General features: G+C 61.4%; 22 protein-coding genes. 17 read left to right on the top strand and 5 right to left on the bottom strand.

Features of this window, described 5'->3' with window-relative positions:
- Window positions 1-34 precede the first annotated feature (34 nt).
- Window positions 35-1,810, bottom strand: a complete 1,776-nt coding sequence (locus tag AC3WQN_RS07160; RefSeq protein ID WP_178081901.1) for an ABC transporter transmembrane domain-containing protein — start codon at window positions 1,808-1,810, stop codon at window positions 35-37.
- A 259-nt stretch (window positions 1,811-2,069) separates the two neighbouring features.
- On the opposite strand from AC3WQN_RS07160, the gene AC3WQN_RS07155 reads away from it, so the two are divergent.
- Window positions 2,070-2,249 carry a PA1571 family protein gene (locus tag AC3WQN_RS07155; RefSeq protein ID WP_095082259.1) on the top strand — a complete coding sequence of 60 codons (180 nt, stop codon included), beginning with the start codon at window positions 2,070-2,072 and terminating at the stop codon, window positions 2,247-2,249.
- A gap of 63 nt (window positions 2,250-2,312) precedes the next feature.
- Here AC3WQN_RS07155 and pdxB read toward each other — a convergent pair whose 3' ends face one another.
- Entirely contained in the window at window positions 2,313-3,455 is a 1,143-nt protein-coding gene (pdxB, locus tag AC3WQN_RS07150; protein WP_103400196.1) for a 4-phosphoerythronate dehydrogenase PdxB, read from the bottom strand.
- A gap of 147 nt (window positions 3,456-3,602) precedes the next feature.
- On the opposite strand from pdxB, the gene AC3WQN_RS07145 reads away from it, so the two are divergent.
- On the top strand, window positions 3,603-5,012 hold the full coding sequence (locus AC3WQN_RS07145; protein ID WP_103400227.1) for an MATE family efflux transporter: 1,410 nt from the start codon (window positions 3,603-3,605) through the stop codon (window positions 5,010-5,012).
- A gap of 49 nt (window positions 5,013-5,061) precedes the next feature.
- Here the strand turns inward: AC3WQN_RS07145 and tusA are convergent, their stop codons facing one another.
- Both tusA and rlmM read right to left on the bottom strand, forming a co-directional pair.
- On the bottom strand, window positions 5,062-5,313 hold the full coding sequence (tusA, locus tag AC3WQN_RS07140) for a sulfurtransferase TusA (RefSeq protein WP_103400195.1): 252 nt from the start codon (window positions 5,311-5,313) through the stop codon (window positions 5,062-5,064).
- Window positions 5,314-5,550: 237 nt separating this feature from the next.
- Window positions 5,551-6,624, bottom strand: coding sequence for a 23S rRNA (cytidine(2498)-2'-O)-methyltransferase RlmM (rlmM, locus tag AC3WQN_RS07135; RefSeq protein WP_103400194.1), 1,074 nt, complete (start codon window positions 6,622-6,624; stop codon window positions 5,551-5,553).
- Between the two features lie 198 nt (window positions 6,625-6,822).
- Between rlmM and acnA the strand changes: the two genes are divergently transcribed.
- From acnA to AC3WQN_RS07120, 3 genes are all read left to right on the top strand, one after another.
- Window positions 6,823-9,564, top strand: coding sequence for an aconitate hydratase AcnA (acnA, locus tag AC3WQN_RS07130; RefSeq protein ID WP_103400193.1), 2,742 nt, complete (start codon window positions 6,823-6,825; stop codon window positions 9,562-9,564).
- Between the two features lie 336 nt (window positions 9,565-9,900).
- Window positions 9,901-10,692 carry a CPBP family intramembrane glutamic endopeptidase gene (locus AC3WQN_RS07125; RefSeq protein WP_103400191.1) on the top strand — a complete coding sequence of 264 codons (792 nt, stop codon included), beginning with the start codon at window positions 9,901-9,903 and terminating at the stop codon, window positions 10,690-10,692.
- 103 nt (window positions 10,693-10,795) lie between these two features.
- On the top strand, window positions 10,796-12,361 hold the full coding sequence (locus AC3WQN_RS07120; RefSeq protein WP_103400190.1) for a methyl-accepting chemotaxis protein: 1,566 nt from the start codon (window positions 10,796-10,798) through the stop codon (window positions 12,359-12,361).
- Window positions 12,362-12,436: 75 nt separating this feature from the next.
- Here the strand turns inward: AC3WQN_RS07120 and AC3WQN_RS07115 are convergent, their stop codons facing one another.
- Window positions 12,437-13,129, bottom strand: a complete 693-nt coding sequence (locus tag AC3WQN_RS07115) for an alpha/beta family hydrolase (RefSeq protein ID WP_103400189.1) — start codon at window positions 13,127-13,129, stop codon at window positions 12,437-12,439.
- 97 nt (window positions 13,130-13,226) lie between these two features.
- Between AC3WQN_RS07115 and ccoN (AC3WQN_RS07110) the strand changes: the two genes are divergently transcribed.
- The 12 genes from ccoN (AC3WQN_RS07110) to AC3WQN_RS07055 all read left to right on the top strand — a co-directional run bounded on the left by ccoN (AC3WQN_RS07110) (window position 13,227) and on the right by AC3WQN_RS07055 (window position 25,733).
- Window positions 13,227-14,651: a cytochrome-c oxidase, cbb3-type subunit I gene (gene ccoN / locus AC3WQN_RS07110; protein WP_103400188.1), complete on the top strand. Its 1,425-nt coding sequence runs from the start codon at window positions 13,227-13,229 to the stop codon at window positions 14,649-14,651.
- 10 nt (window positions 14,652-14,661) lie between these two features.
- Window positions 14,662-15,270 (top strand): cytochrome-c oxidase, cbb3-type subunit II, encoded by a 609-nt coding sequence (gene ccoO, locus AC3WQN_RS07105; RefSeq protein ID WP_095143110.1) that lies wholly within the window; start codon window positions 14,662-14,664, stop codon window positions 15,268-15,270.
- Window positions 15,271-15,273: 3 nt separating this feature from the next.
- Window positions 15,274-15,483, top strand: a complete 210-nt coding sequence (locus AC3WQN_RS07100; RefSeq protein ID WP_095082245.1) for a cbb3-type cytochrome oxidase subunit 3 — start codon at window positions 15,274-15,276, stop codon at window positions 15,481-15,483.
- Complete coding sequence (ccoP, locus tag AC3WQN_RS07095; protein WP_103400187.1) at window positions 15,480-16,433, top strand: cytochrome-c oxidase, cbb3-type subunit III; 954 nt, start codon at window positions 15,480-15,482, stop codon at window positions 16,431-16,433. The genes AC3WQN_RS07100 and ccoP (AC3WQN_RS07095) overlap by 4 nt, the downstream gene beginning before the upstream one ends.
- A gap of 481 nt (window positions 16,434-16,914) precedes the next feature.
- Entirely contained in the window at window positions 16,915-18,357 is a 1,443-nt protein-coding gene (ccoN, locus tag AC3WQN_RS07090) for a cytochrome-c oxidase, cbb3-type subunit I (RefSeq protein ID WP_103400186.1), read from the top strand.
- A complete protein-coding gene (ccoO, locus tag AC3WQN_RS07085) occupies window positions 18,357-18,965 on the top strand; it encodes a cytochrome-c oxidase, cbb3-type subunit II (RefSeq protein ID WP_095082242.1) in 609 nt (202 codons plus the stop codon). The genes ccoN (AC3WQN_RS07090) and ccoO (AC3WQN_RS07085) overlap by 1 nt, the downstream gene beginning before the upstream one ends.
- A gap of 5 nt (window positions 18,966-18,970) precedes the next feature.
- Entirely contained in the window at window positions 18,971-19,156 is a 186-nt protein-coding gene (locus AC3WQN_RS07080) for a CcoQ/FixQ family Cbb3-type cytochrome c oxidase assembly chaperone (protein WP_003175465.1), read from the top strand.
- On the top strand, window positions 19,153-20,130 hold the full coding sequence (gene ccoP / locus AC3WQN_RS07075; protein WP_103400185.1) for a cytochrome-c oxidase, cbb3-type subunit III: 978 nt from the start codon (window positions 19,153-19,155) through the stop codon (window positions 20,128-20,130). Before AC3WQN_RS07080 ends, ccoP (AC3WQN_RS07075) begins: the two co-directional genes overlap by 4 nt.
- Before the next feature lie 488 nt (window positions 20,131-20,618).
- Complete coding sequence (locus tag AC3WQN_RS07070; protein WP_146038373.1) at window positions 20,619-20,819, top strand: hypothetical protein; 201 nt, start codon at window positions 20,619-20,621, stop codon at window positions 20,817-20,819.
- A 306-nt stretch (window positions 20,820-21,125) separates the two neighbouring features.
- The gene (gene ccoG, locus AC3WQN_RS07065) at window positions 21,126-22,541 is read left to right on the top strand and encodes a cytochrome c oxidase accessory protein CcoG (RefSeq protein ID WP_103400184.1); all 1,416 of its coding nucleotides are present in this window, start codon (window positions 21,126-21,128) and stop codon (window positions 22,539-22,541) included.
- Window positions 22,542-22,552: 11 nt separating this feature from the next.
- Window positions 22,553-23,092 carry a FixH family protein gene (locus AC3WQN_RS07060; RefSeq protein WP_103400183.1) on the top strand — a complete coding sequence of 180 codons (540 nt, stop codon included), beginning with the start codon at window positions 22,553-22,555 and terminating at the stop codon, window positions 23,090-23,092.
- Window positions 23,093-23,282: 190 nt separating this feature from the next.
- Window positions 23,283-25,733 (top strand): heavy metal translocating P-type ATPase, encoded by a 2,451-nt coding sequence (locus AC3WQN_RS07055; RefSeq protein WP_492589182.1) that lies wholly within the window; start codon window positions 23,283-23,285, stop codon window positions 25,731-25,733.
- Window positions 25,734-25,740 lie beyond the last annotated feature (7 nt).

The following is a 25,740-nucleotide window of genomic DNA, read 5'->3' as shown; positions in this document are numbered from 1 at the left end:
ATGCCCGAACCCGAGAGCATTCAGCAGCGTTCATTTACCCCACCTCATGCTCATTGCTGAACTGCAACGCAGCCAAGCGTGCATACAACGCGTTACTGGCAACCAGCTCCTGATGCGTCCCCACCGCCACCAGCCGGCCTTGATCCATCACCGCAATCCGGTCGGCATTCTTCACCGTGGCCAGGCGGTGGGCGATGACCAGGGTGGTGCGGTTTTTCATCAGGCTGGGCAGTGCTTGCTGGATCAGGTGTTCACTCTGCGCGTCGAGGGCGCTGGTGGCTTCGTCGAGCAACAGGATCGGCGCATCCACCAGCAGCGCCCGAGCGATGGCCAGGCGCTGGCGCTGACCGCCGGAGAGGCCCAGCCCGCCATCGCCCAGATGGGTCTGGTAACCGTTGGGCATCTGCTCGATGAAGTCGTGGGCATAGGCAATCTTCGCCGCCTCCTGGACCTGCTCCAGCGTCGCCGAAGGTTTACCGTAGCGGATGTTCTCTTCGATGCTGCCGAAAAAAAGCGCCGGGGCCTGTGACACCAAGGCAAAACAACGACGCACATCCAGAGGATCGAGCCGGGTCAGCGGCACGCCATCCAGCAGAATGCGCCCCTGCGCCGGGTCGTAGAAACGCAGCAGCAAGTCATACACCGTCGACTTGCCCGCACCCGAAGGGCCGACCAGCGCCAGGGTTTCACCCGCCTTGATCGCCAGGCTCAAGCCGTCGATTGCATAGCTTCCAGGGCGTGACGGGTAGCAAAAGCGCAGGTCTTCAAGTTGCAGCTCACCGCGCACCCGATCCGGCAATGTCACCCGGCCAGTCACGGGCGGCTGGATGATGTTTTCCGCGCGCAGCAACTCGGCAATCCGCTCCGCCGCCCCGGCTGCCCGCTGCAATTCACCAATCACTTCGCTCAAGGTGCCAAAGGCGCCGCCGACGATCAGGCTGTAGAACACAAACGCCGCCAGTTCGCCGGTGGAGATGCGCCCGGCGATCACGTCCATGCCACCGACCCAGAGCATCACCCCGACCGCCCCCAGCACCAGGACGATCACCAGGGTGATCAGCCAGGCGCGCTGCAGGATACGCTTGCGTGCCGTATCGAAGGCCTGCTCCACGGTCACCGCGAAGCGCTGCTCGTCCTGCCCCTGATGGTTATAGGCCTGCACGGTCTTGATCTGGCCCAGGGTTTCCGAGACATAACTGCCGACATCGGCGATGCGGTCCTGGCTCTGGCGCGACAGGCTGCGCACTCGCCGCCCGAAAATCAGGATCGGCGCCAGCACCAGGGGCAAGGCGACCACCACAATACTGGTGAGCTTGGGGTTGGTGATGAACAGCAGCACAATGCCGCCGATCACCATCAAGCCATTGCGCAGGAACAGTGACAGCGAGGAGCCGATCACTGTTTGCAACAGCGTGGTGTCGGCCGTCAGGCGCGACTGGATCTCGGAACTGCGGTTGTTTTCGTAGAACCCTGGGTGCAGGTAGATCAAGTGGTTGAACACCCGCCGACGGATATCGGCCACGCAGCGCTCGCCGATCCATGACACCAGGTAAAACCGGGTAAAAGTGCCAATCGCCAGCCCCACCACCAGCATCAGGAACAGGCCGATACTCTGGTTGAGCAGGTGTGGCGAGCGGGTCATGAAGCCCTGATCCACCAGCAGGCGAATCCCCTGCCCCATGGACAGGGTAAGGCCCGCCGTGACGACCAGCGCCAGCAAGGCGCCCAACGCCTGCCAACGATAGGGCGCGATAAACCGCACGGAAAGACGAATGGCGCGGCGGTGACGGGCAGACAGCATCAGGATCATCCGAAAAAGGCCAACGGTAAGGAGCAACAGGGTGAGCCTACACCGGTCAATCCGTTTGAACTGATGTAAATCACAATGAGTCGGTTTGAATATGACCGCTGACACTAGAGCCTAGTTGTTATTGGTCTAAAGTCCGGCTGGCAGTCAGAGGTTATTTCTGATGGACTGAATAGACCGCCTCATCGCCTGTGGGGAGCTGTCACAGCGTGGTCATTTGGCGGATCTATACTATGCGCACAACCTGATGAGGAGACAGGCCATGTCCTTGCAACACAGCAGCGATGACAAGATTCAAGTGATCCGCACGCAGCCAGACCAGTCTCTGGGGTGCTCGATTATTGATGCTCAGGGCCGCGAAGTACCGATCACTGAAGCCATGATCCAGAGCGCTTGCCGCGAACTGGAACAGCGATTAGTCAAGCCTGCCAAGCAAGATTGATACATAGCCTTACGTCTTCCGACCCGGCCCCTATAGGCCGGGTTTTTTATGGACGCGAATGACTCAGACTGCTTGCGCGCCCAGCGCCGTCACGATCTGCCGTAACGCTGGCGAATCGCCCTCAATCCGCACCTTCAGCCCGTCAATCTCGCGTCGCTCCGGGTAGTGCTTGCGTAACAGGTCGAATGCCATGCGTTGTTCGGCACCGCTGACGACCAGGCTGCGACGGAAGTCTGCATCGTCACGGCGCGGGTCGTACACCCCGCGGCACAGCATCGCCAGGGCCCAGGCCGGGTCACTGCTGGCGTTCAGGCCGACCTGTGCCAGCCACGGCGCCGGCAGCAGATCATCCAGGGAAACCGTCGCGGGCTGGCCAAGGAACTGGCAAAGCGCCTGGTAGATCTGCGCGGTCCCGCGCTGCTTGCCATCCAGGCTGTAGCCGGCGATATGCGGGGTGGCGATCACGCACAGTTCCGCCAGGGCAATATCCACACTCGGCTCGCCCTCCCACACATCCAGCACCGCTTGCAGGTCCTCGCGCTCCAGCAAGACTTCGCGCAACGCGTTGTTGTCCACCACCGGGCCACGGCTGGCGTTGATCAGCCAGGCGCCTGGCTTGAGCTGCCGCAAACGTTGTTCATCGAACAGATGCCAGGTTGGCTGCTCGGTATTCCTGGTCAGCGGGGTGTGCAAGCTGATGACGTCACACTGTGCAACGATCTGTTCCAGGCTGACGTAATCGCCGCCTTCGACGGCCTGGCGCGGCGGATCGCAGACCAGCACGTTCCAGCCCAGCCCCTTGAGCACCTTGACCAGTCGCCCGCCCACCTCACCGGCCCCGACCACGCCATAGGTGCGCTCGGTCAACGTCACGCCTTCGATCTCGGCCAGGGTCAGCAGACTGCCGAGCACGTAATCGACCACCCCTCGCGCATTGCAACCCGGCGCACTGGACCAGGTGATGCCGGCCTGCTGGAAATAATCCAGATCCAGGTGATCCGTGCCGATGGTGCAGGTGCCGACAAACCGTACCTTGCTGTCTTCGAGCAACGCGCGACTGACGTTGGTCACCGAGCGCACCAGCAGCACATCGGCCTGCTCGACCGTGGCACGGTCGATGGAGCGTCCCGGCACACGGCGGATTTCACCGAACCCTTGAAAAAAGGCATCGAGCAGCGGGATATTTTCGTCGGCAACAATCAGCATGGCAGGCTCCTTTGGCGGATCGGCAGTGTAGCGCAGCTCCCGTCAGTCGGGGTTTACAAATCCCTAACACGGGAGTTTTCCTGACCGTTGCGTCAAACGCGTAGAATGCGTCGCCTTGCGCATCAACACCTTCTGGACGCTTCGCCTGTGAATTCTGTGACTGACAGCCTCGCCGCTACTTCCCTCCCCCGTCCGGCCCGGGTTCGCCTGGAGCTCAAAGGGCTGCTTGGCCTGGCCGTGCCGATCATCATCGCGCAGCTGGCTACCACGGCCATGGGTTTCGTCGATGCGGTGATGGCCGGCAGGGTCAGCCCACGGGACCTGGCTGCGGTGGCCCTGGGCAATTCGATCTGGATCCCGATTTACCTGTTGATGTCCGGCGTTCTGCTGGCGACCACACCCAAGATCGCCCAACGCTTTGGCGCAGGGCAGTACGATGAGATCGGTCCGCTGGCACGCCAGGCTTTGTGGCTGGCACTCTGTGTCGGACTGATGGGCAGCGGCCTGCTGCTCAGCGCAGAGCCGATCCTGCACTGGATGAAAGTCGACCCACAGTTGATCGAACCGAGCATGGGCTACCTGCACGGTATCGCCTTCGGCTTGCCGGGCATTGCCTTCTATTACGTACTGCGCTGCTACAGCGATGGCATGGGCCGCACCCGCCCAAGCATGGTCATTGGCCTGTGCGGCCTGTTGCTCAACATCCCGCTGAACTATGCGCTGATCTATGGCCATTTCGGCCTGCCTGCCCTGGGTGGCGTCGGCTGTGGCTGGGCCAGCGGCATCGTCATGTGGTTCATGGCCCTGAGCATGGCCGGATGGACCCGCTGGGCGCCCTTCTATGCCCGTACCCGCGTGCTGGTGCGCTTTGATCGCCCGCAGTGGGCCGTGATCAAGCGCCTGGTCAGCATCGGCTTGCCGATTGGTATCGCCGTCTTCGCCGAGTCCAGCATCTTCGCGGTCATTGCCCTGCTGATCGGCAGCCTCGGCTCGACCGTGGTGGCCGGGCACCAGATTGCCCTGAACATCAGTTCGTTGCTGTTCATGATTCCTTATTCACTGGGCATGGCGGTCACCGTGCGAGTGGGCCAGGCGCTGGGGGCCGGCGACCCGTATCAGGCGCGCTTCGCGGCCAAGGTCGGGCTGGGCGCGGCACTGGTGTTCGCGGCGTTCTCGGCGAGTCTGATCCTGCTGCTGCGCGAGCCTATCGCCTCGATCTACACCCCCGACAAGGCGGTGATCCAGATCGCCTCGATGCTGATCGTGTATGCCGCGCTGTACCAGTTCTCCGATGCGATCCAGGTGATCTGCGCGGGTGCCTTGCGCGGCTACCAGGACACCCGGGTGACCATGATCCTGACGCTATTTGCCTACTGGGGCATTGGTTTGCCGGTGGGCTACGTACTGGGGCTGACCGACTGGTTCGGCCCGGCCAGCGGCCCGAGCGGGTTGTGGGAGGGGTTGATTGCCGGCTTGAGTTGCGCGGCGCTGATGCTGTCGATCCGCCTGGCGCGCAGTTCACGCAAGCGGATACGCATCAGTCAACGGGCGAATTAATGATCGAAAAAAAGAAGGCCTGCAAACGCAGGCCTTCTTTTTGGGTCCGTTAATTGGACTTCTTGCGGATCCAGTACAGAAAGGTCCCGGCGTCTTCATGCTGCCCGACCAGCTCATGGTCGAGAAACACGCAAAACTTGGGAATGTCGCGACGGGTCGACGGATCAGTGGCAATCACCTTGAGCAGGCCGCCAGGCACCAGGTCGCGGATGTGCTGGTGCAGCATCATCACCGGTTCCGGGCAATTGAGGCCAGTGGCGTCGAGGGTGCCGTCTACCGGCGCATTGATCATTTCACTCATGGTTAACTCCTGAAACTGGCCGGCATTGTCGCGCAAAACCGGATGCGTTAACAGCGCATGCAAACTGTACCTGTGGCGAGGGAGCTTGCTCCCGCTCGGCCGGTCCGCGCTCGGGGCAACGCCGCCGCAAAACCTGTTCGTACCGTGCGCCTGATGATACGGGGTCGTTGATTTCAGGGCTGCTTTGCAGCCCAGCGGGAGCAAGCTCCCTCGCCACAAAAGCCTGGTCCGCGAAAATCAGCGTCTCTTCGGCTTGCTCACATCATGCCGACGCAAATGACAGGTCACTTCTTCACGGTCGTGGTACAGCTGCTTGCAGCCGATATCGACCTTGATGCCACGGGCCTTGAAACCTTCCTCGATACGCTCGAGCAAGCGCTTCACTTCGGCATAGCGCTGTTTCATCGGCAGCTTGAGGTTGACCACTGCTTCGCGGCAATGTCCTTCACCGATCCACTCTTCCAGCATCGCCGCGTTACGCGCCGGCTTCTCGACGATGTCGCAGACCATCCAGTCCACCGGCTGTTTGGGCTTGAAGGTGAAGCCGTCGGCCATCAAGTGCTGCACCAGCCCGGTGTCCATCAGGCTTTCGGCCATCGGACCGTTGTCGATGGCGGTCACCAGCATGCCGCGGTTGACCAGTTGCCAGGTCCAGCCACCAGGGGCGGCACCCAGATCGACACCCGTCATGTCACTGTGCAGGCGCTCGTCCCACTGATCACGTGGGATAAAGTGGTGCCAGGCCTCTTCCAGCTTCAAGGTGGAGCGGCTTGGCGCTTCACGGGGGAACTTCAAGCGCGGAATGCCCATCGGCCACATGGCCGAGTTGTTGGACTCGGCCAGACCCATGAACACTTCACGGCCGCTTTTGAAGGTCAGCAACAGACGCGGCTTGTGGGCATCTTCCACCAGCTTGCCGGCAGCCATCAGCGCCTTGCGCAGATGGACTTCGAACTTTTTGCAGAAATTCGACAGTTCTTTGCCGTCGTTGGTGTCGACCATTTCCAGCCACAGGCTGCCGCACACCGGGAAATCCGCCATGTGCGCCAGGATCACGCTGATGCGGTCGGTTTCCGGCAAGTCGATAAACATCCCGCGGGCCCATTGTCGCGGGAAGATCAACTGCGCGAAACGCTGGCCGCGCATCAAGCGTTCGGCGCCGTCTTCTTCCGTGCAGACAAACTCGGCGCACGCAGCACCGGTCTTGGCCTTGGCATAACCGGCCACGTTCAAGCGCGCGGCGTGCTCGGCTATCTCGGAGCAGACTTCACCTTCGAAGCCTGGCCGGCAATGCATAAAGAGGATGTTCATTAAATCTCCTGGGCAAATGCGCGCAAACTTGCCCTGTAGCAAAGCCTGTCACGAAAACCGGCGCATGATAGCTGACTTCGCAACGCTGGACCTGCCCATAGAGTCCGGTTATTAGCCAGCTACTTGAAACAGGGCTAGGTTTAAAGCTCTGTCCGTTCCGTCAGTCCGTAGCCGTGCGGACCCAAAGGAGTCATTTCAATGCCGTCCCTCGATAGCCTGAAAACCCTTGAGACACTGGAAATAGACGACAAGACCTACCACTATTTCAGCCTGCCGCACGCCGCCAGGAGCCTGGGCAATCTCGACAAACTACCGATGTCGCTCAAAGTCCTGCTGGAAAACCTGTTGCGCTGGGAAGATGACAAGACCGTCACCGGCGCCGACCTCAGGGCCATCGCCGCCTGGCTCAAGGAACGCCGCAGCGACCGGGAAATCCAGTACCGCCCCGCACGGGTCCTGATGCAGGACTTCACCGGCGTCCCGGCCGTGGTCGACCTGGCCGCCATGCGCGCCGCCATGGCCAAGGCTGGTGGCGACCCGCAGCGGATCAATCCACTGTCGCCGGTTGACCTGGTGATCGACCACTCGGTGATGGTCGACAAGTTCGCCAGTAGCCACGCCTTTGAACAGAACGTCGACATCGAGATGCAGCGCAACGGCGAGCGGTATGCCTTCCTGCGCTGGGGGCAAAGTGCCTTCGACAACTTCAGCGTGGTCCCCCCCGGCACCGGAATCTGTCACCAGGTGAACCTGGAGTACCTGGGGCGCACGGTGTGGACCAAGGACGAAGACGGCCGCACTTATGCCTTCCCGGATACCCTGGTGGGCACCGACTCCCACACCACCATGATCAACGGCCTCGGCGTACTCGGCTGGGGCGTGGGCGGTATCGAGGCAGAGGCGGCGATGCTCGGCCAGCCCGTGTCGATGCTGATCCCGGAAGTGATCGGCTTCAAGCTCACCGGCAAGCTCAAGGAAGGCATCACCGCCACCGACCTGGTGCTGACCGTTACCCAGATGCTGCGCAAGAAAGGCGTGGTGGGCAAGTTCGTCGAGTTCTATGGTGACGGCCTTGCCGATCTGCCGCTGGCCGACCGCGCGACCATCGCCAACATGGCCCCGGAGTACGGCGCCACCTGCGGGTTCTTCCCGGTGGATGAGGTGACGCTGGACTACCTGCGCCTGTCCGGCCGTCCCACGGCGGTGGTCAAGCTGGTGGAGGCCTACTGCAAGGCCCAGGGCCTGTGGCGCCTGCCGGGCAAGGAACCGGTGTTCAGCGACAGCCTGGCGCTGGACATGGGCAGCGTCGAAGCCAGCCTGGCGGGGCCGAAACGCCCACAGGACCGGGTGTCGCTGCCGAATGTCGAGCAGGCGTTCAATGACTTCCTGGGGCTGCAGATCAAACCCACCAGCAAGGAAGAATCTCGCCTGGAAAGCGAAGGCGGCGGTGGCGTTGCCGTGGGCAATGCCGACCTGATCGGTGAAGCCGATTACCATTTTGAGGGCTACACCCACCGCTTGAAAAACGGCGCCGTGGTCATCGCCGCCATCACTTCCTGCACCAACACCTCCAACCCGAGCGTGATGATGGCGGCAGGGTTGGTGGCGAAAAAAGCCGTGGAAAAAGGCCTCAAGCGCAAACCCTGGGTCAAGAGCTCGCTGGCCCCAGGTTCCAAGGTGGTTACCGACTATTACAAGGCTGCCGGCCTGACCCAGTACCTCGACCAACTGGGTTTTGCCCTGGTCGGCTATGGCTGCACCACCTGCATCGGCAACTCCGGACCGTTGCCCGAACCGATTGAAAAAGCCATCCAGAGCTCTGACCTCACCGTGGCCTCGGTCCTGTCCGGCAACCGCAACTTCGAAGGCCGGGTGCATCCGCTGGTGAAAACCAACTGGCTGGCCTCCCCGCCCCTGGTGGTGGCCTATGCACTGGCCGGCACCGTGCGCATCGATATCAGCAGCGAGTCCCTGGGCAACGACAAGGACGGCAACCCGGTGTACCTGCGGGATATCTGGCCCAGCACCCAGGAGATTGCCGACGCGGTGAATCAGGTCAACACCGCCATGTTCCACAAGGAGTACGCCGAAGTGTTTGCCGGCGACGCACAGTGGCAAGCCATCCAGGTTCCGCAGGCCGCCACGTATGTCTGGCAGAAGGACTCGACCTACATCCAGCACCCGCCGTTCTTCGACGACATCGCCGGCCCCCCGCCGGTGATCGAGGACATCCGCGACGCCCGGATCCTGGCCCTGCTCGGCGACTCGGTAACCACCGACCACATCTCCCCTGCCGGCAACATCAAGGTCGACAGCCCGGCCGGCCACTACCTGCGCGAACAAGGCGTGGAGCCGCGAGACTTCAACTCCTATGGCTCACGGCGCGGCAACCATGAGGTGATGATGCGCGGCACCTTCGCCAATATCCGGATCCGCAACGAAATGCTTGGCGGCGAAGAAGGCGGCAACACCTTGCACATGCCCAGCGGCGAGAAACTGACCATCTACGATGCCGCCATGCGCTATCAAGCCGAGGGCACCCCGCTGGTGGTGATCGCAGGCCAGGAATACGGCACCGGCTCCAGCCGCGACTGGGCCGCCAAGGGCACCAACCTTCTGGGGGTCAAGGCAGTCATCGCCGAAAGCTTTGAGCGGATCCACCGCTCCAACCTGGTGGGCATGGGCGTCCTGCCGCTGCAGTTCAAGCTCGATCAGAACCGCAAGAGCCTCAACCTCACCGGCAACGAGACATTCAGCATTGAGGGCCTGAGCCAGGTCGAGCTCACGCCACGAATGAACCTGCCCTTGGTGATCACCCGTGAGGACGGCAGCAGCGAAAAAATCGAAGTGCTGTGCCGGATCGACACGCTCAACGAAGTGGAGTACTTCAAGGCGGGAGGGATTCTGCACTACGTGCTGCGGCAATTGATTGCCTCGTAACATTTCTCCAGTAAAGACACCGCCTCAGGGCGTAATGCTGTTCAGTTAAGAAACGCTTGAAGCGAGCGAGAGACCCGTGGCGAGCGAGCTTGCTCGCGCTGGGGCGTGAAGCGCCCCCAACAAAGTGACTGCGGTCTTTCTGAACGAACTCGGCGATAGTTTTTGGGGCTGCTGCGCAGCCCAGCGCGAGCAAGCTCGCTCGCCACGGGAGATGTATTGAGCAACCCTATCGTTAACTGAACAGCATTGCGCCTCAGGGCGGCGTCTTTGCAGGTCCGCTGTTTATAATTGCGTCCCCGCAAACACCCCCGCCCCGTGGGCGCGTAAGGACTGCACATGCTTGCCTTGCCATGGACGTACCTGGCACTCCTCTCCATGGGTTACGGCATGGCGCTGGCCTATGGTCGACTCGGCGGGTTGGCGGTCATCTCCTTCAGCCTGTTGCTGTTCGCCGGTTATGCCGTACATCAGCGACAGGTGCTCATCGGTCGCTACCTGGGCCACGCCTTGTTCATCGTGATGAGCCTGGCACTGGCGCTGCACTGGCTGCCCGGTTTCTACAATGGCCGCGGGATCGACCCGCAGCGTTTCACCGACGACGCCACCACCTTCGTCCTGTACCTGAACCTGGACAAACCACTGATCGGCTTCTGGCTGTTGCTGGTCTGCCCGTGGATCATCGGCCGGCGCTCGCTGCCCCAGGCCATTCGTGCCACAGCCGCGGCATTGATCCTGAGCGCAACGCTGGGTCTTGGCGGTGCGCTGTTGCTGGGTATGATCAACTGGGCACCGAAATGGCCGGATCAGGCCTGGCTGTGGGTGCTCAACAATCTGTTGCTGGTGACCCTGGTCGAGGAAGCCCTGTTTCGTGGTTACATTCAAGGCGGCCTGAGCCGGCACTTCAAGCACCTGCCTTATGGCGAGCTCCTGGCGTTGCTACTCGCCTCGTTGTTGTTCGGCCTGGCGCACCTGGGCGCGGGCTGGCAGTGGGTACTGCTCGCAGGCCTGGCCGGCATCGGTTATGGCCTGGCCTATCGCTTCGGCGGGCTGGCTGCCGCGATCGCCACGCACTTTGGCCTGAACCTGCTGCATTTCGGTTTGTTCAGCTACCCGATGCTCGCCCGCTGACGCATCGGTCGTTTTGCGACGCAGTGCCAACAATTGAAAAAAATTTTCAATAATTCGCCCGCCATGCCGACACCCTGTCAAAGCCTTGCGGATTGAAAAAGCCATGCGTAATAACCAGCCCATTACACAACGCGAACGGACCTTCCCGGCTCAGCAACGGTTGATTTCCACAACCGATGCCAAGGGCGTGATCACCTACTGCAACGACGCCTTCGTCGAGATCAGCGGGTTTTCTCGTGAGGAGCTGATCCGTGCACCGCACAACCTGGTCCGTCACCCCGACGTTCCGGCAGCGGTGTTCGCGCACATGTGGGGCACACTGAAACAAGGCTTGCCATGGATGGGCATTGTCAAGAATCGCTGCAAGACCGGTGACCACTACTGGGTGAACGCCTATGTCACACCGGTGTTCGACGGCAATCAGGTGGTCGGTTACGAGTCGGTGCGGGTCAAGCCCACCGCCGAACAGATCCGCCGCGCCGAAGCGCTCTATCAACGCATCAACCAGGGCAAGTCAGCTATCCCTAAACGCGACACATGGTTGCCGGTGTTGCAGGACTGGCTGCCGTTCATTCTGGTCAGCCAGTTGAGCTTCATGATCGGCGCCACGCTGAACTCGCAATGGGGCTTTGCCCTGGCCGCCGGCCTTTGCGTGCCACTGGGCCTGCTGGGGCTGGGCTGGCAACAACGCGGCATCAAGCGCCTGCTGCGCCTGGCCGAACAGACCACCTCCGATCCGCTGATCGCGCAGATGTACACCGACAGTCGCGGTGCCCAGGCGCGCCTTGAGATGTCGATCCTCAGCCAGGAAGCTCGCCTCAGGACCTGCCTGACCCGTCTGCAGGACACCGCCGAGCACCTGACCGACCAGGCGCGCCAATCCGATACCCTGGCACACAACAGTTCCAGCGGCCTGGAGCGCCAGCGCGTCGAAACCGAGCAAGTGGCCACCGCCGTCAACCAGATGGCCGCCACTACCCAGGAAGTTGCCAGCCACGTGCAGCGCACGGCTGACGCCACCCAGGAAGCCAATCGCCTGACAGGGCGCGGCCGCGACATCGCCGGCGAAACCCGCGACGCCATCCAGCGCCTGTCGGCGGTGGTGGGAGAGACCGGCCTCACCGTCACCCAACTGGCCAAGGACAGCGACGAAATCGGTGGCGTGGTCGATGTGATCAAAGGCATTGCCGACCAGACCAACCTGCTGGCCTTGAACGCCGCCATCGAAGCGGCTCGCGCCGGCGAGATGGGACGTGGCTTTGCGGTAGTGGCCGACGAAGTTCGACAGCTGGCACAACGCACCGCTGAATCGACCGGGCAGATCCACAGCCTGATCGCCAAGCTCCAGCAAACCGCCAGCACCGCGGTACAGACCATGGAAGCCGGGCACCGTCAGGCTGAAGAAGGTGTGGCACGGGTCCTGGAAGCAGACCAGGCGCTGGTCGGCATCAGTGAAGCGGTGGCCAACATCACCGACATGACCACCCAGATCGCCGCCGCGACCGAAGAGCAGAGCGCGGTCGCCGAAGAGATCAGCCGCAACATCAGCAACATTTCCCAACTGGCCGACCACACCTCGGAACAGGCACAGAACTCGGCGCTGTTGAGTGAAGAGCTGACCCGGACAGCCAATACCCAGTATTCGTTGGTGCAGCGGTTTAACCGCTAGGCCTGTCACCCTCCTTCGTTCCCACGCTCTGCGTCGTCCTTGGCGGCGTCCCCACGCAGAGCGTGGAAACGACCATCACAAGCCCTGTAAAAAGCCTGCGACCTTCGCAGCCGCCGCTTCCAGATGCTGCTCATGGCTAAACCCGGAAGCCTTCAACGGCTTCAAGTCATGATCCCCTGCCACCAGCCACATCAGTTCGATGTTCGGCGACAGTGTGTAGCCCTCCACCGCCTGGCAGTTGCCCAATGCATCCCTCTCACCCTGCACAATCAAGGTCGGGGTCTTGAGTCCGGCCAGATGCTCCACCCGGGGTTTCTCCGGCTTGCCCACCGCATAAAACGGATAGCCCAGGCACACCAGCCCGTCCGCGCCCAATTCATCGGCCAGTAGACTGGCCATCCGCCCGCCCATGGACTTGCCACCGATCGCCAGACGCCCAGTGACATGGCGTCGCACCACGAGATACACCTCGCGCCAACACTCCAGCAGTTTCGGCGCAGGGTTGGGTGGGCGCTTGCCGCCGTCGATACGTCGCTGGGCCATGTACGGGAACTCGAAGCGCAGCACGTTGATGCCACGGGCGGCAAGGCGTGCAGCGATGTCACTCATGAAATCGCTGTCCATCGGTGCGCCCGCGCCATGGGCCAGGATCAGGGTCGGCGCCGCGTCCGACAGCGGCTCGCTGGCGCGATTCCACAGCCATCCCTGCTCGCGTACACACTGCGCCCATTGATCCCCGTCAATACTGGCCCCGTGCTCTTTGTCCATGCTTGCCTCGCTTTTAATCTGCCTATAACTCCAGGCGAAGGGAGCGTCATCGCCTTGCGCGGACGCTTCACTTCGGCTGAACCGTGGATGGGGAACCATGAACACTTCTTTAAGTACCGCCTATAACTACAAGGTGGTCCGCCAATTCGCCATTATGACGGTGGTGTGGGGCATCGTCGGCATGGGGCTCGGGGTTTTTCTCGCAGCTCAATTGGTCTGGCCCGAACTGAACTTCGATTTACCGTGGACCAGCTTCGGTCGCTTGCGCCCGCTGCACACCAACGCGGTGATCTTCGCCTTTGGCGGCTGCGCCCTGTTTGCCGCCTCGTTCTATTCCGTGCAACGCACCTGCCAGACCCAGCTGTTCGCGCCGAAAATCGCTGCGTTCACCTTCTGGGGCTGGCAATTGGTGATCGTGCTGGCGGCCATCACCCTGCCGCTGGGTTACACCAGCTCCAAGGAGTACGCCGAGCTGGAATGGCCGATCGATATCCTGATCACCATTGTCTGGGTTGCCTACGCCATCGTGTTCTTCGGCACGCTGATGAAGCGCAAGACCAAGCACATCTACGTCGGTAACTGGTTCTTCGGTGCCTTCATCATCACCGTCGCCATCCTGCACATCGTCAACAACGCCGAACTGCCGGTGAGCCTGACCAAGTCCTACTCCGCCTACGCCGGTGCAACCGATGCGATGGTGCAGTGGTGGTACGGCCACAACGCGGTCGGTTTCTTCCTGACCGCAGGCTTTCTGGGGATGATGTACTACTTCGTGCCGAAACAGGCCGAGCGCCCGGTGTACTCCTATCGCCTGTCGATCGTGCACTTCTGGGCACTGATCACCCTGTACATCTGGGCCGGTCCTCACCACCTGCACTACACCGCACTGCCGGACTGGGCCCAGTCCCTGGGCATGGTGATGTCGCTGATTCTGCTGGCACCGAGCTGGGGCGGCATGATCAACGGCATGATGACCCTGTCGGGTGCCTGGCATAAGCTGCGCAGCGACCCGATCCTGCGCTTTTTGGTGGTGTCCCTGGCGTTCTACGGCATGTCGACCTTCGAAGGCCCGATGATGGCCATCAAGACCGTCAACGCCCTCTCCCACTACACCGACTGGACCATCGGCCACGTACACGCCGGCGCCCTGGGCTGGGTAGCGATGATTTCCATCGGCGCGCTGTACCACATGATCCCGAAAATCTTCGGCCGCCAGCAGATGCACAGCATAGGCCTGATCAACGCGCACTTCTGGCTCGCCACCATCGGCACCGTGCTCTACATCGCGTCGATGTGGGTCAACGGCATTGCCCAGGGCCTGATGTGGCGCGCGATCAACGAAGACGGCACCCTGACCTACTCCTTCGTCGAAACCCTGGTGGCCAGCCACCCTGGCTTCATCGTTCGGTTGGTGGGTGGCGCTATCTTCCTGAGCGGCATGTTCCTGATGGCCTACAACACCTGGCGCACCGTGCGTGAGGCACAACCAGCCGAAATCGCCGCCGCAGCGCAGATGGCCTGAGGAGTCCGCCATGAAACACGAAACGATTGAGAAAAACGTCGGCCTGCTCCTGCTGCTGATGGTGTTTGCGGTGAGCATCGGCGGTCTGACCCAGATCGTCCCGCTGTTCTTCCAGGACGTCACCAACAAACCGGTCGCCGGCATGAAGCCCTATACCGCTCTGCAGCTGGAAGGCCGTGACATCTACATCCGCGAGGGTTGCGTACAGTGCCACTCGCAGATGGTCCGCCCGTTCCGCGCCGAGACCGAGCGCTACGGCCACTACTCGGTGGCCGGTGAAAGCGTTTGGGATCACCCGTTCCTGTGGGGTTCCAAGCGCACCGGTCCGGATCTGGCCCGTGTCGGCGGCCGCTACTCCGATGACTGGCACCGCGCGCACCTGTACAACCCGCGCAACGTGGTACCGGAATCGAAGATGCCCGCCTACCCGTGGCTGGTCACCCAGCCGGTGGACAGCAGCAACACCGAAACCAAGATCAAGGTCATGCGCACCCTTGGCGTTCCGTACACCGACGAAGACATCGCAGGCTCAGTCGCGACCCTCAAGGGCAAGACCGAGATGGACGCACTGGTCTCCTACCTGCAAGTGCTGGGCACTGCGATCAAGAGCAAGAGGTGAGCCATGGGTTTTGAACTCGATACAGGAATGATCCGCGGCCTGGGTACGCTGGTGGTGATGATCGCCTTCATCGGCCTGTCGCTGTGGGTGTTCAACAGCAAACGCAATCCGGAGTTCGCCCAGGCACGGCTGCTGCCGTTCGCCGACGAGCCGCTGATTCAACCAGATGACGCTCACTCTCAAGAGCCTGCAACAAGGAGCATTCGGCCATGACGACCTTCTGGAGTACGTGGATCTGCGTACTGACCATCGGCAGCCTGATCGGCCTGACCTGGCTATTGATCGGCACCCGCAAGGGCGAAACCAAGGGCAGTGTCGACCAGACCATGGGCCATGCCTTCGACGGCATCGAGGAATACGACAATCCATTGCCACAATGGTGGTTCCTGTTGTTCGCCGGCACCCTGGTGTTTGCCGTCGGCTACTTGATCCTCTATCCGGGCCTGGGCAACTGGAAAGGCATTCTGCCCGGTTACGAGAACGGCTGGACGGGCGCCCACGAGTGGGAAAAGGAAATGGCCAAGGCCGACGCGAAGTTCGGGCCGATCTTCGCCAAGTTTGCAGCCATGCCCGTGGAAGAAGTGGCAAAAGACCCGCAAGCACTGAAAATGGGCGGTCGCCTGTTCGCCTCCAACTGCTCGGTGTGCCACGGCTCGGATGCCAAGGGTGCGTTCGGCTTCCCTAACCTGGCCGACAGCGCCTGGCGCTGGGGCGGCAGTGCCGAAGCCATCAAGACCACCATCATGGGTGGCCGGATGGCAGCGATGCCAGCCTGGGGTGATGTGCTGGGCGATGCCGGGGTGAAAAACGTCGCGGCTTATGTTCGTCACGAACTGGCCGGCCTGCCGCTGCCGGCAGACAGCGGCGCCGACCTTGTCGCCGGACAGCAAGCGTTCAGCACCACTTGCGTAGCGTGTCACGGGGCAAAAGGCCAAGGCATGGAAATGATGGGCGCGCCCAACCTGACGCAACCGGCGGCGTTCATCTACGGCACCAGCCTGGCCCAGCTGCAACAGACCATTCGCCATGGTCGCCAGGGGCACATGCCGGCGCAGAACGAACTGCTGGGCAACGACAAGGTGCAACTGCTGGCCGCTTATGTGTACAGCCTGTCTCACGGTGCGAATGCGCAACCGCTGCAAGCTGAAGGCAAAAGCGAATAAATCTTGACCGCTCCACTGCCGCATCGCTCGGATGCGGCAGTTCCCTGCCCCTTTGCGACCCATTGTCGCACCCCTCGAAGGTCCGCCTTTCCGTTCGGTGGATTCACGTCTAAGCTAGCTCCGAAGCGGACTGGCAACAGCCGGTCACAGGTCAACCGTACCGGATGCGTTCGACGAATCTGTTCGATGACAGGCCGCAAAGGCTGGTAGATACCGGCTGTCGCGCAAGTTGCCGTCTGTCACCTGCGCGCCTCGTTTGAACACGCCCAGTTACAACTGACCCGACCCCCTCGCCTCTTTCGTCCGCCGAGACATTTTGCTCTTGGGCAATTTTGTCCCTACGCGGCGCATGGAAAGGCCGCAGAATCAGCATTTGAAAGCATTGACCCAGGTCATGGCGCGTTGCAATGACCCCCCGCTTTCTCCATACTTGCGGCCGATTTTTATCCCTAATAAAACACCCAAACCGTGGAACCTTAGAATGAGCACAGCAATCAGTCCGACTGCTTATAACTATAAGGTAGTCCGCCAGTTCGCCATCATGACGGTGGTCTGGGGGATCCTTGGCATGGGGCTCGGTGTCTTCATCGCCTCGCAACTGGTCTGGCCGGAGTTGAACTTCGACCTGCCGTGGACGAGCTTTGGACGCCTGCGCCCACTGCACACCAACCTGGTGATTTTCGCCTTCGGTGGATGTGCATTGTTTGCCACTTCTTATTATGTCGTGCAGCGAACCTGCCAAACGCGACTGATTTCCGACAGCCTTGCGGCCTTCACCTTCTGGGGTTGGCAAGCGGTGATCGTCGGTGCGATCGTTACCTTGCCGCTGGGTTACACCACCACCAAGGAATACGCGGAACTGGAATGGCCCCTGGCTATCCTGCTGGCTATCGTCTGGGTCACCTACGGTCTGGTGTTCTTCGGCACCATCGTCAAGCGCAAGACCAAGCACATTTATGTGGGCAACTGGTTCTACGGTGCCTTCATCGTCGTGACGGCGATGCTGCACATCGTCAACCACGCCTCCCTGCCGGTCAGTTTCTTCAAGTCCTACTCGGCCTACGCCGGTGCGACCGATGCCATGATCCAGTGGTGGTACGGCCACAACGCGGTAGGTTTCTTCCTGACCACCGGCTTCCTGGGGATGATGTACTACTTCGTGCCTAAACAGGCCGAGCGTCCGATCTACTCGTATCGCCTGTCGATCGTGCACTTCTGGGCACTGATCACCCTGTACATCTGGGCCGGTCCTCACCACCTGCACTACACCGCACTGCCGGACTGGGCTCAGTCCCTGGGCATGGCGATGTCGATCATCCTGCTGGCACCGAGCTGGGGCGGCATGATCAACGGCATGATGACCCTGTCGGGCGCCTGGCATAAGCTGCGCACCGACCCGATCCTGCGTTTCCTGGTCGTATCCCTGGCGTTCTACGGCATGTCGACGTTCGAAGGCCCGATGATGGCCATCAAGACCGTCAACTCGCTGTCTCACTACACTGACTGGACCATCGGCCACGTACACGCCGGCGCCTTGGGCTGGGTAGCGATGATCTCGATCGGCGCGATCTACCACATGATCCCGAAACTGTTCGGTCGCCAGCAGATGCACAGCACTGGCCTGATCAACACCCACTTCTGGCTCGCGACCATCGGTACCGTGCTCTACATCGCCTCGATGTGGGTCAACGGCATCACCCAGGGCCTGATGTGGCGTGCAATCAACGACGACGGCACCCTGACCTACTCGTTCGTTGAGGCGCTGCAAGCCAGCCACCCTGGCTTCATCGTTCGCGCCCTCGGCGGTGCGTTCTTCGCCACCGGCATGCTGTTCATGGCCTACAACGTATTCCGTACCGTACGTGCCTCGAACCCGGCTGAAGCCGAAGCCGCCGCCAAGATTGCCGTAGTTGGAGCTCACTGATGAAGCATGAAGCAGTCGAGAAGAATATTGGCCTGCTGGCCTTCTTCATGGTCATCGCCGTCAGCATTGGCGGCCTGACCCAGATCGTTCCGCTGTTTTTCCAGGACGTCACCAACAAGCCGGTCGAGGGCATGAAGCCTCGTACCGCCCTTGAACTGGAAGGCCGTGACATCTATATCGCCAACGGTTGTGTCGGCTGCCACTCGCAGATGATCCGTCCGTTCCGCGCTGAAACCGAACGTTACGGCCACTACTCGGTAGCCGGTGAAAGCGTTTGGGACCACCCGTTCCTGTGGGGTTCCAAGCGTACCGGTCCGGACCTGGCCCGCGTAGGCGGTCGTTACTCCGATGACTGGCAGCGTGCGCACTTGTACAACCCGCGCAACGTTGTACCTGAGTCGAAAATGCCGGGTTACCCGTTCCTCGTGGAAAACAAGCTCGACGGCAAAGACACCGCGAAGAAAATGGAAGTCTTGCGCACGCTCGGCGTCCCTTACACCGACGAAGACATCGCCGGTGCAAAAGACGCAGTGAAGGGCAAAACCGAAATGGACGCGCTGGTGGCCTATCTGCAGGGCCTGGGCACCATCATCAAAAGCAAACGGTGATTTAGATGGATATCGGGATGATTCGTGGCCTGGGCACCGTTGTCGTGATGGTTGCCTTTATCGGTCTGGCCTTGTGGGTGTTCAGCCCCAAGCGCAAGTCCGAGTTTGAAGACGCGACCTTGCTGCCTTTCGCGGATGATCCCGAAGCCATCAAGCACGTCGAGCAAGCTTCTAGGAGTAACAAAGAATGACTACGTTCTGGAGTCTGTACGTCACAGTCCTCAGTCTGGGTACCATCTTCGCCCTGACCTGGCTGTTGCTGTCGACCCGCAAGGGCCAGCGCAGCGAACAGACAGATGAGAAGGTTGGCCACTCCTTCGACGGGATCGAGGAGTACGACAACCCGCTGCCGAAATGGTGGTTCATGCTGTTCGTCGGCACCATCGTCTTCGCCCTCGGCTACCTGGTGCTGTACCCGGGCCTGGGTAACTGGAAAGGCCTGTTGCCGGGCTACACCTACCTCGACAACGAGAAGCAGACCCCGTTCGCCAACGGCCAGTCTGGCTGGACCGGTGTTCACGAGTGGGAAAAGGAAATGGCCAAGTCGGACGCCAAGTTCGGTCCGATCTTCGCCAAATTCGCCGCCATGCCGATTGAAGAAGTCGCCAAGGACCCGCAAGCCCTGAAGATGGGTGGCCGCCTGTTCGCCTCCAACTGCTCGGTTTGCCACGGCTCCGACGCCAAGGGCGCTTATGGCTTCCCTAACCTGACCGACGCCGACTGGCGCTGGGGCGGCGCACCGCAAGACATCAAGGCCACCATCATGGCCGGTCGTCACGCGGTAATGCCGGCCTGGGCCGACGTGATCGGCGAACAAGGCGTCAGCGACGTGGCTGCATTTGTCCTGACCAACCTCGATGGCCGCAAACTGCCAGAAGGCGCGAAAGCCGACCCGGCTGCCGGCCAGAAGCTGTTCGCCACCAACTGCGCGGTCTGCCACGGTCCGGAAGGCAAAGGTACCCCGGCAATGGGCGCACCTAACCTGACCCACCCGGCAGCGTTCATCTACGGTTCGAGCTTCGCTCAACTGCAGCAGACCATCCGTTACGGCCGTCAGGGCCAGATGCCTGCGCAAGAGCAAATGCAGGGTAACGACAAGGTTCACCTGCTGGCCGCTTACGTCTACAGCCTGTCTCACGGTGAGAAGGCAGCGGACGCCGAGTAAGGCAAACGCTTGAAGCAGTAAAAAACGGCCCCGCCAGTGAGAACTGGCGGGGCCGTTTGCATTTCCCGGTTAGTTGAATACGCGGACAACTTCATCGGCCTGGTTAACGGCTGTTTCAAGCGACAGTATTACCCGGACCGCACATCACGCCTCCCTCATTCACCCTCGAACACCAAATCAATATAAAAACTTTCACCGCTCTGGCTAAAGACAATAACTCCATTAATTATTAACGGCATCCACACTATTGCCATCGGCGAGCACGCCCCAAGGCTGCTGCGGGCCAGAAGCACCTATCATATGCCGGGGAGCGTTTTTACAAACATCATGCACTACAAATTTCACGCCTTGAAATCAACAGGCAATAGATCAGGCTTGCGCCAACTGATAACTTCTCACTCAGCTTGATCAACGGCCAAGTAGTAATATTCCAGCCACCACGATCAAAGCTGACAAAACAGTGACCCAACAAACAAGGAAGTTATGACATGAGCAAAAAACACACTACGGACAACCAACCCAACAACACCGAACAACCCGTCACTTGTGAACCTGTTGCACCAACGGAAGCGACTAACAAAACCCATGCCCAAAAGCGCCGGGCACGGTTCGCGGACATCGAAAGCGCCGCTGATAAAAAACGCGGTACCGGTGGGTTGGATTCTCTCGGAGGCGGCAACCTTCCTTGACGCCAGCGCATCATCGGAGTGAACTACACAGGTAACCGGTGTGCCGCGCCAACCCGCTGCACACCCCTCCCCGAACCAGATCATGTGCAGGCAGCCAAGAAAAAAGGGGAATCGGCTATAGTCAATTGACCTGCATCACGATTTGTTACATTTGCTACACCATCCAGGTTTTTTCCCCAACGCGACCAAAGGTCGCACCCTTGACCTAGAGCGACAGGCGTATCATTGCGCCACTGTTACAGCCCTTTTTGACCGCGGTCGGCACGTACTGACCGAGGCATTTTTCCACTGCCGTGGGATGCAATGATGAGCAACCAGATTCCGGTACACGACGTCACCCCGCCCACCAAGAACGCGAACAACAGCGTCGACCTTTACGCCTCCAGAGAGAAAATCTACACCCGCGCCTTCACCGGCCTGTTCCGTAACCTGCGGATGATGGGCGGTGCCGGGTTGTTTCTGCTGTATTTCGGTACGGTCTGGCTCAACTGGGGCGGCCATCAGGCTGTCTGGTGGAACCTGCCGGAGCGCAAGTTCTTCATCTTCGGCGCCACCTTCTGGCCACAGGACTTCATCCTGCTGTCGGGCCTGCTGATCATCTCCGCCTTTGGCCTGTTCTTCATTACCGTGTACGCCGGGCGCGTCTGGTGCGGCTATACCTGCCCGCAGAGCGTCTGGACCTGGATTTTCATGTGGTGCGAGAAGGTCACCGAAGGCGACCGCAACCAACGCATCAAGCTCGACAAGGCGCCGATGAGCGCCAACAAATTCCTGCGCAAATTCAGCAAGCACACGATGTGGCTGCTGATTGGCTTCGTCACCGGCATGACCTTTGTCGGTTACTTCTCGCCGATTCGTGAACTGGTGATCGAGTTCTTCACCGGGCAAGCCGATGGCTGGTCCTACTTCTGGGTGGGTTTCTTCACCCTCGCCACCTATGGCAACGCCGGCTGGCTGCGCGAGCAAGTGTGCATCTACATGTGCCCCTATGCGCGCTTCCAGAGCGTGATGTTCGACAAGGACACCCTGATCGTCTCCTATGACCCGCGCCGCGGGGAAAGCCGCGGTCCGCGCAAGAAAGGCGCTGACTACAAGGCCCAGGGGCTGGGCGACTGCATCGATTGCACCATGTGCGTCCAGGTCTGCCCGACCGGCATCGACATCCGTGACGGCCTGCAGATCGAATGCATCGGCTGCGCGGCCTGCATCGACGCCTGCGACAGCATCATGGACAAGATGGAGTACCCTCGCGGCCTGATCAGCTACACCACCGAGCACAACCTGTCCGGGCAAAAAACCCATAAACTGCGTCCGCGCCTAATCGGTTACGCCCTGGTGTTGCTGGCCATGATCAGCCTGCTGATCACCGCGTTCTTCATGCGCTCGCTGGTGGGTTTCGACGTCAGCAAGGACCGCGTGCTGTACCGCGAAAACGCCGAAGGCCGGATCGAGAACGTCTACAGCCTCAAGATCATGAACAAGGACCAGCACGACCATACCTACGTGCTGGACGCCGCCGGCCTGCCCGACCTCAAGCTGCAAGGCAAGCGTGAGATCAAGGTAGCCGCGGGTGAAATTTTCAGCATGCCGGTCGAGTTGTCGAGCGCACCGGACCAACTGCCGTCGAGCACCAACGAGGTGAAATTCATCCTCAAGGATGCCGATGACAACAGCGTCCACGTTGAAGCCAAGAGCCGATTCATCGGCCCACAAATTCGTTGAGAGAAGTCATCATGCCCGCAGCAACTGCCACCAGCCCTTGGTACAAGCACCTCTGGCCATGGATCATCATCGCTATCCTGGCCTGTTCGGTAACGCTGACCCTGTCGATGGTGACCATCGCGGTGAACAACCCGGACAACCTGGTCAACGACAACTACTACGAAGCCGGCAAGGGCATCAACCGTTCGCTGGACCGTGAGCTGCTGGCCCAGACCCTGCTGCTGCGCGCCAGCATGCACCTGGACGGCGTGACCGGTGAAGTCGACCTGCACCTGACCGGCAACAGCCAGCCAAAGACCCTGGAACTGAACCTGATCTCGCCCACCCAGCCAGAGAAAGACCGCAAGATCATCCTGACCCGCAGTGAAACCGAACAAGGCCGCTACATCGGCCAGGTGAACGACAAGATTGAAGGTCGCCGCTTCGTCGAGCTGCTGGGCACCCAGGACGACCACATCTGGCGCATGTTCGAAGAAGAACAGGTCAGCCACGACAAAGACCTGCTGCTGGGCGACGAACCGCTGCAAGGCGCCGAAGACCTGAAGCAGTAACAGCCTGCAAATGCAATCAGATGTGGCGAGGGAGCTTGCTCCCGCTGGGCCGGGCTGGCGCTCCAGCGCGAAGCGCCCCTGAAACCTGCAAACCGGTTCTTTCAGGTACAGCGAGTTCGCAGCATTGCGACTGCTTCGCAGCCGAGCGGGAGCAAGCTCCCTCGCCACAGTAGCTCTCATGACAACACACATGACCACCCCAACTCCCTGCTACCACTGCGCCCTGCCCGTCCCACCCGGCAGCCGGTTCACCGCCGTCATCCTCGGCGAGACTCGCGAGCTCTGCTGCCCGGGCTGCCAGGCGGTGGCCGAAGCGATTGTCGCCGGTGGCCTGGAACACTATTACAGCCACCGCAGCGAGGCCTCGGCCAACCCCGACGCCTTGCCGGTGCAACTGGTGGACGAACTGGCGCTGTATGACCGCGCCGACGTGCAACAGCCCTTTGTACGCCACGAAGGCGATCTGGCCGAAACCACGCTATTGATGGAAGGCATCAGCTGCGCCGCCTGTGGCTGGCTGATCGAGAAACACCTGCGCAACCTGCCCGCCGTGGCGGAGGCGCGCCTGAACCTGTCCAACCATCGCCTGCACGTACGCTGGGCCGACAGCCAGCTGCCGTTGAGCCAGCTGCTCGGCGAGCTGCGCCACATCGGCTATGCCGCTCACCCCTACCAAGCGGACCGCGCCAGTGAACAACTGGCCAGCGAAAACCGCCTGGCCTTGCGCCAATTGGGCGTGGCGGGCTTGCTGTGGTTCCAGGCGATGATGGCAACCATGGCCACCTGGCCGGAGTTCAACATCGACCTCAGCCCCGAGCTGCATGCGATCCTGCGCTGGGTCGCGCTGTTCCTGACCACCCCGATCGTGTTCTACAGCTGCGCGCCTTTCTTCAAAGGGGCAATGCGCGACCTGCGCACCCGCCACCTGACCATGGATGTGTCGGTCTCGCTGGCGATCGGTGGCGCCTATCTGGCCGGCATCTGGACCTCGATCACCGGCACCGGCGAGCTGTATTTCGACGCGGTCGGCATGTTCGCCCTGTTCCTGCTGGCCGGCCGCTATCTGGAGCGCCGTGCCCGCGAACGCACGGCTGCCGCCACCGCCCAACTGGTCAACCTGCTGCCGGCGTCATGCCTGCGTTTAAGCCCGGACGGCCAGAGCGAGCGCATTCTGCTCAGCGAGTTGCGCTTGGGTGACCAGGTGCTGGTCCATCCCGGCGCCATCCTGCCGGCCGACGGCAAGATCCTCGATGGCCAGTCAAGTATCGATGAGTCGCTGCTGACGGGCGAATACCTGCCACAACCGCGCACCGCTGGCGACGCCGTCACCGCCGGCACCCTGAACGTCGAGGGCGCGCTGACCGTCGAAGTGCTGGCACTGGGTCAGGACACACGCCTGTCAGCCATCGTCCGCCTGCTGGACCGCGCCCAGGCCGAGAAGCCGCGCCTGGCACAAATCGCCGACCGCGCGGCGCAATGGTTCCTGCTACTGTCGCTCGTGGCCGCTGCGGTCATCGGCCTGGTCTGGTGGGAACTGGATCCGTCCCGTGCGTTCTGGATCGTGCTGGCCATGCTGGTCGCGACCTGCCCTTGCGCCTTGTCGCTGGCCACTCCCACCGCCCTCACCGCCGCCACCGGCACCCTGCATAAACTCGGCCTGCTCCTGACCCGAGGTCATGTGCTGGAAGGCCTGAACCAGATCGACACGGTAATTTTCGACAAGACCGGCACCCTCACCGAAGGACGGCTGGCGTTGCGCTCGATCCGCCCACTGGCGGCCCTCGACAGCAACCAGTGCCTGGCGCTTGCCGCCGCCCTGGAAAATCGCTCGGAACACCCGATTGCCAGGGCCTTTGGTCGAGCCCCCGTGGCGGCTGAAGAAGTGCTGAGTACCCCTGGCCTGGGCCTTGAAGGCCTGGTCGGCTCACAGCGCCTGCGCATCGGCCAGCCGGGATTCGTCTGCGAACTCAGCGGTTGCGCCGTCCCTCCGATGCCCGACGAAGCCGGTCAATGGCTGCTGCTGGGCGACAGCAATGGCGCACTGGCCTGGCTGGTCCTTGATGACCGCCTGCGCAGCGACGCACCGGCCCTGCTCGCCGCCTGTCAGGCACGCGGCTGGCGTACCCTGCTGCTGTCGGGCGACAGTTCGCCGATGGTGGCCAGCGTTGCGGCAGAGCTGGGTATCGACGAAGCCCGTGGCGGATTGCGTCCGGACGACAAGCTGCAGGTGCTCAAGCAACTGCACCAGGAAGGCCGCAAAGTGTTGATGCTCGGCGACGGCGTCAACGATGTGCCGGTACTGGCCGCGGCCGACATCAGCGTGGCCATGGGCTCGGCCACTGACCTTGCGAAAACCAGCGCCGACGCCGTGCTGTTGTCCAACCGCCTGGATGCCCTGGTGCAAGCCTTCAGCCTGGCCCGCCGCACCCGCCGGGTAATCATCGAGAACCTGCTGTGGGCTGCGCTGTACAATGGCCTCATGTTGCCGTTTGCCGCCCTCGGCTGGATCACTCCGGTGTGGGCCGCCGTCGGCATGTCCATCAGTTCGTTGACCGTGGTGCTCAATGCCTTGCGCCTGACTCGCATGTCGAGTGTTCCGGGCACCGGCACCACGCCAGAAACCCGCCCGCTGCCGGCCTGAGCCGCGC

Source organism: Pseudomonas sp. FW300-N1A1 (assembly GCF_058789115.1).
The sequence above is the reverse complement of the archived record's forward strand: the minus strand, read 5'-3'. Positions and strand labels throughout refer to the sequence as shown.

Coding starts and splice junctions, on each gene's coding strand:
- ccoG (WP_103400184.1), top strand. CDS start 21,126: ATGAGCAACCAGATTCCGGTACACGACGTCACCCCGCCCACCAAGAAC.
- ccoP (WP_103400187.1), top strand. CDS start 15,480: ATGACGACCTTCTGGAGTACGTGGATCTGCGTACTGACCATCGGCAGC.
- ccoN (WP_103400188.1), top strand. CDS start 13,227: ATGAACACTTCTTTAAGTACCGCCTATAACTACAAGGTGGTCCGCCAA.
- AC3WQN_RS07155 (WP_095082259.1), top strand. CDS start 2,070: ATGTCCTTGCAACACAGCAGCGATGACAAGATTCAAGTGATCCGCACG.
- acnA (WP_103400193.1), top strand. CDS start 6,823: ATGCCGTCCCTCGATAGCCTGAAAACCCTTGAGACACTGGAAATAGAC.
- ccoO (WP_095143110.1), top strand. CDS start 14,662: ATGAAACACGAAACGATTGAGAAAAACGTCGGCCTGCTCCTGCTGCTG.
- tusA (WP_103400195.1), bottom strand. CDS start 5,313: ATGAGTGAAATGATCAATGCGCCGGTAGACGGCACCCTCGACGCCACT.
- ccoP (WP_103400185.1), top strand. CDS start 19,153: ATGACTACGTTCTGGAGTCTGTACGTCACAGTCCTCAGTCTGGGTACC.
- ccoO (WP_095082242.1), top strand. CDS start 18,357: ATGAAGCATGAAGCAGTCGAGAAGAATATTGGCCTGCTGGCCTTCTTC.
- pdxB (WP_103400196.1), bottom strand. CDS start 3,455: ATGCTGATTGTTGCCGACGAAAATATCCCGCTGCTCGATGCCTTTTTT.
- AC3WQN_RS07080 (WP_003175465.1), top strand. CDS start 18,971: ATGGATATCGGGATGATTCGTGGCCTGGGCACCGTTGTCGTGATGGTT.
- AC3WQN_RS07120 (WP_103400190.1), top strand. CDS start 10,796: ATGCGTAATAACCAGCCCATTACACAACGCGAACGGACCTTCCCGGCT.
- rlmM (WP_103400194.1), bottom strand. CDS start 6,624: ATGAACATCCTCTTTATGCATTGCCGGCCAGGCTTCGAAGGTGAAGTC.
- AC3WQN_RS07060 (WP_103400183.1), top strand. CDS start 22,553: ATGCCCGCAGCAACTGCCACCAGCCCTTGGTACAAGCACCTCTGGCCA.
- AC3WQN_RS07055 (WP_492589182.1), top strand. CDS start 23,283: ATGACCACCCCAACTCCCTGCTACCACTGCGCCCTGCCCGTCCCACCC.
- AC3WQN_RS07125 (WP_103400191.1), top strand. CDS start 9,901: ATGCTTGCCTTGCCATGGACGTACCTGGCACTCCTCTCCATGGGTTAC.
- AC3WQN_RS07070 (WP_146038373.1), top strand. CDS start 20,619: ATGAGCAAAAAACACACTACGGACAACCAACCCAACAACACCGAACAA.
- ccoN (WP_103400186.1), top strand. CDS start 16,915: ATGAGCACAGCAATCAGTCCGACTGCTTATAACTATAAGGTAGTCCGC.
- AC3WQN_RS07100 (WP_095082245.1), top strand. CDS start 15,274: ATGGGTTTTGAACTCGATACAGGAATGATCCGCGGCCTGGGTACGCTG.
- AC3WQN_RS07115 (WP_103400189.1), bottom strand. CDS start 13,129: ATGGACAAAGAGCACGGGGCCAGTATTGACGGGGATCAATGGGCGCAG.
- AC3WQN_RS07160 (WP_178081901.1), bottom strand. CDS start 1,810: ATGATCCTGATGCTGTCTGCCCGTCACCGCCGCGCCATTCGTCTTTCC.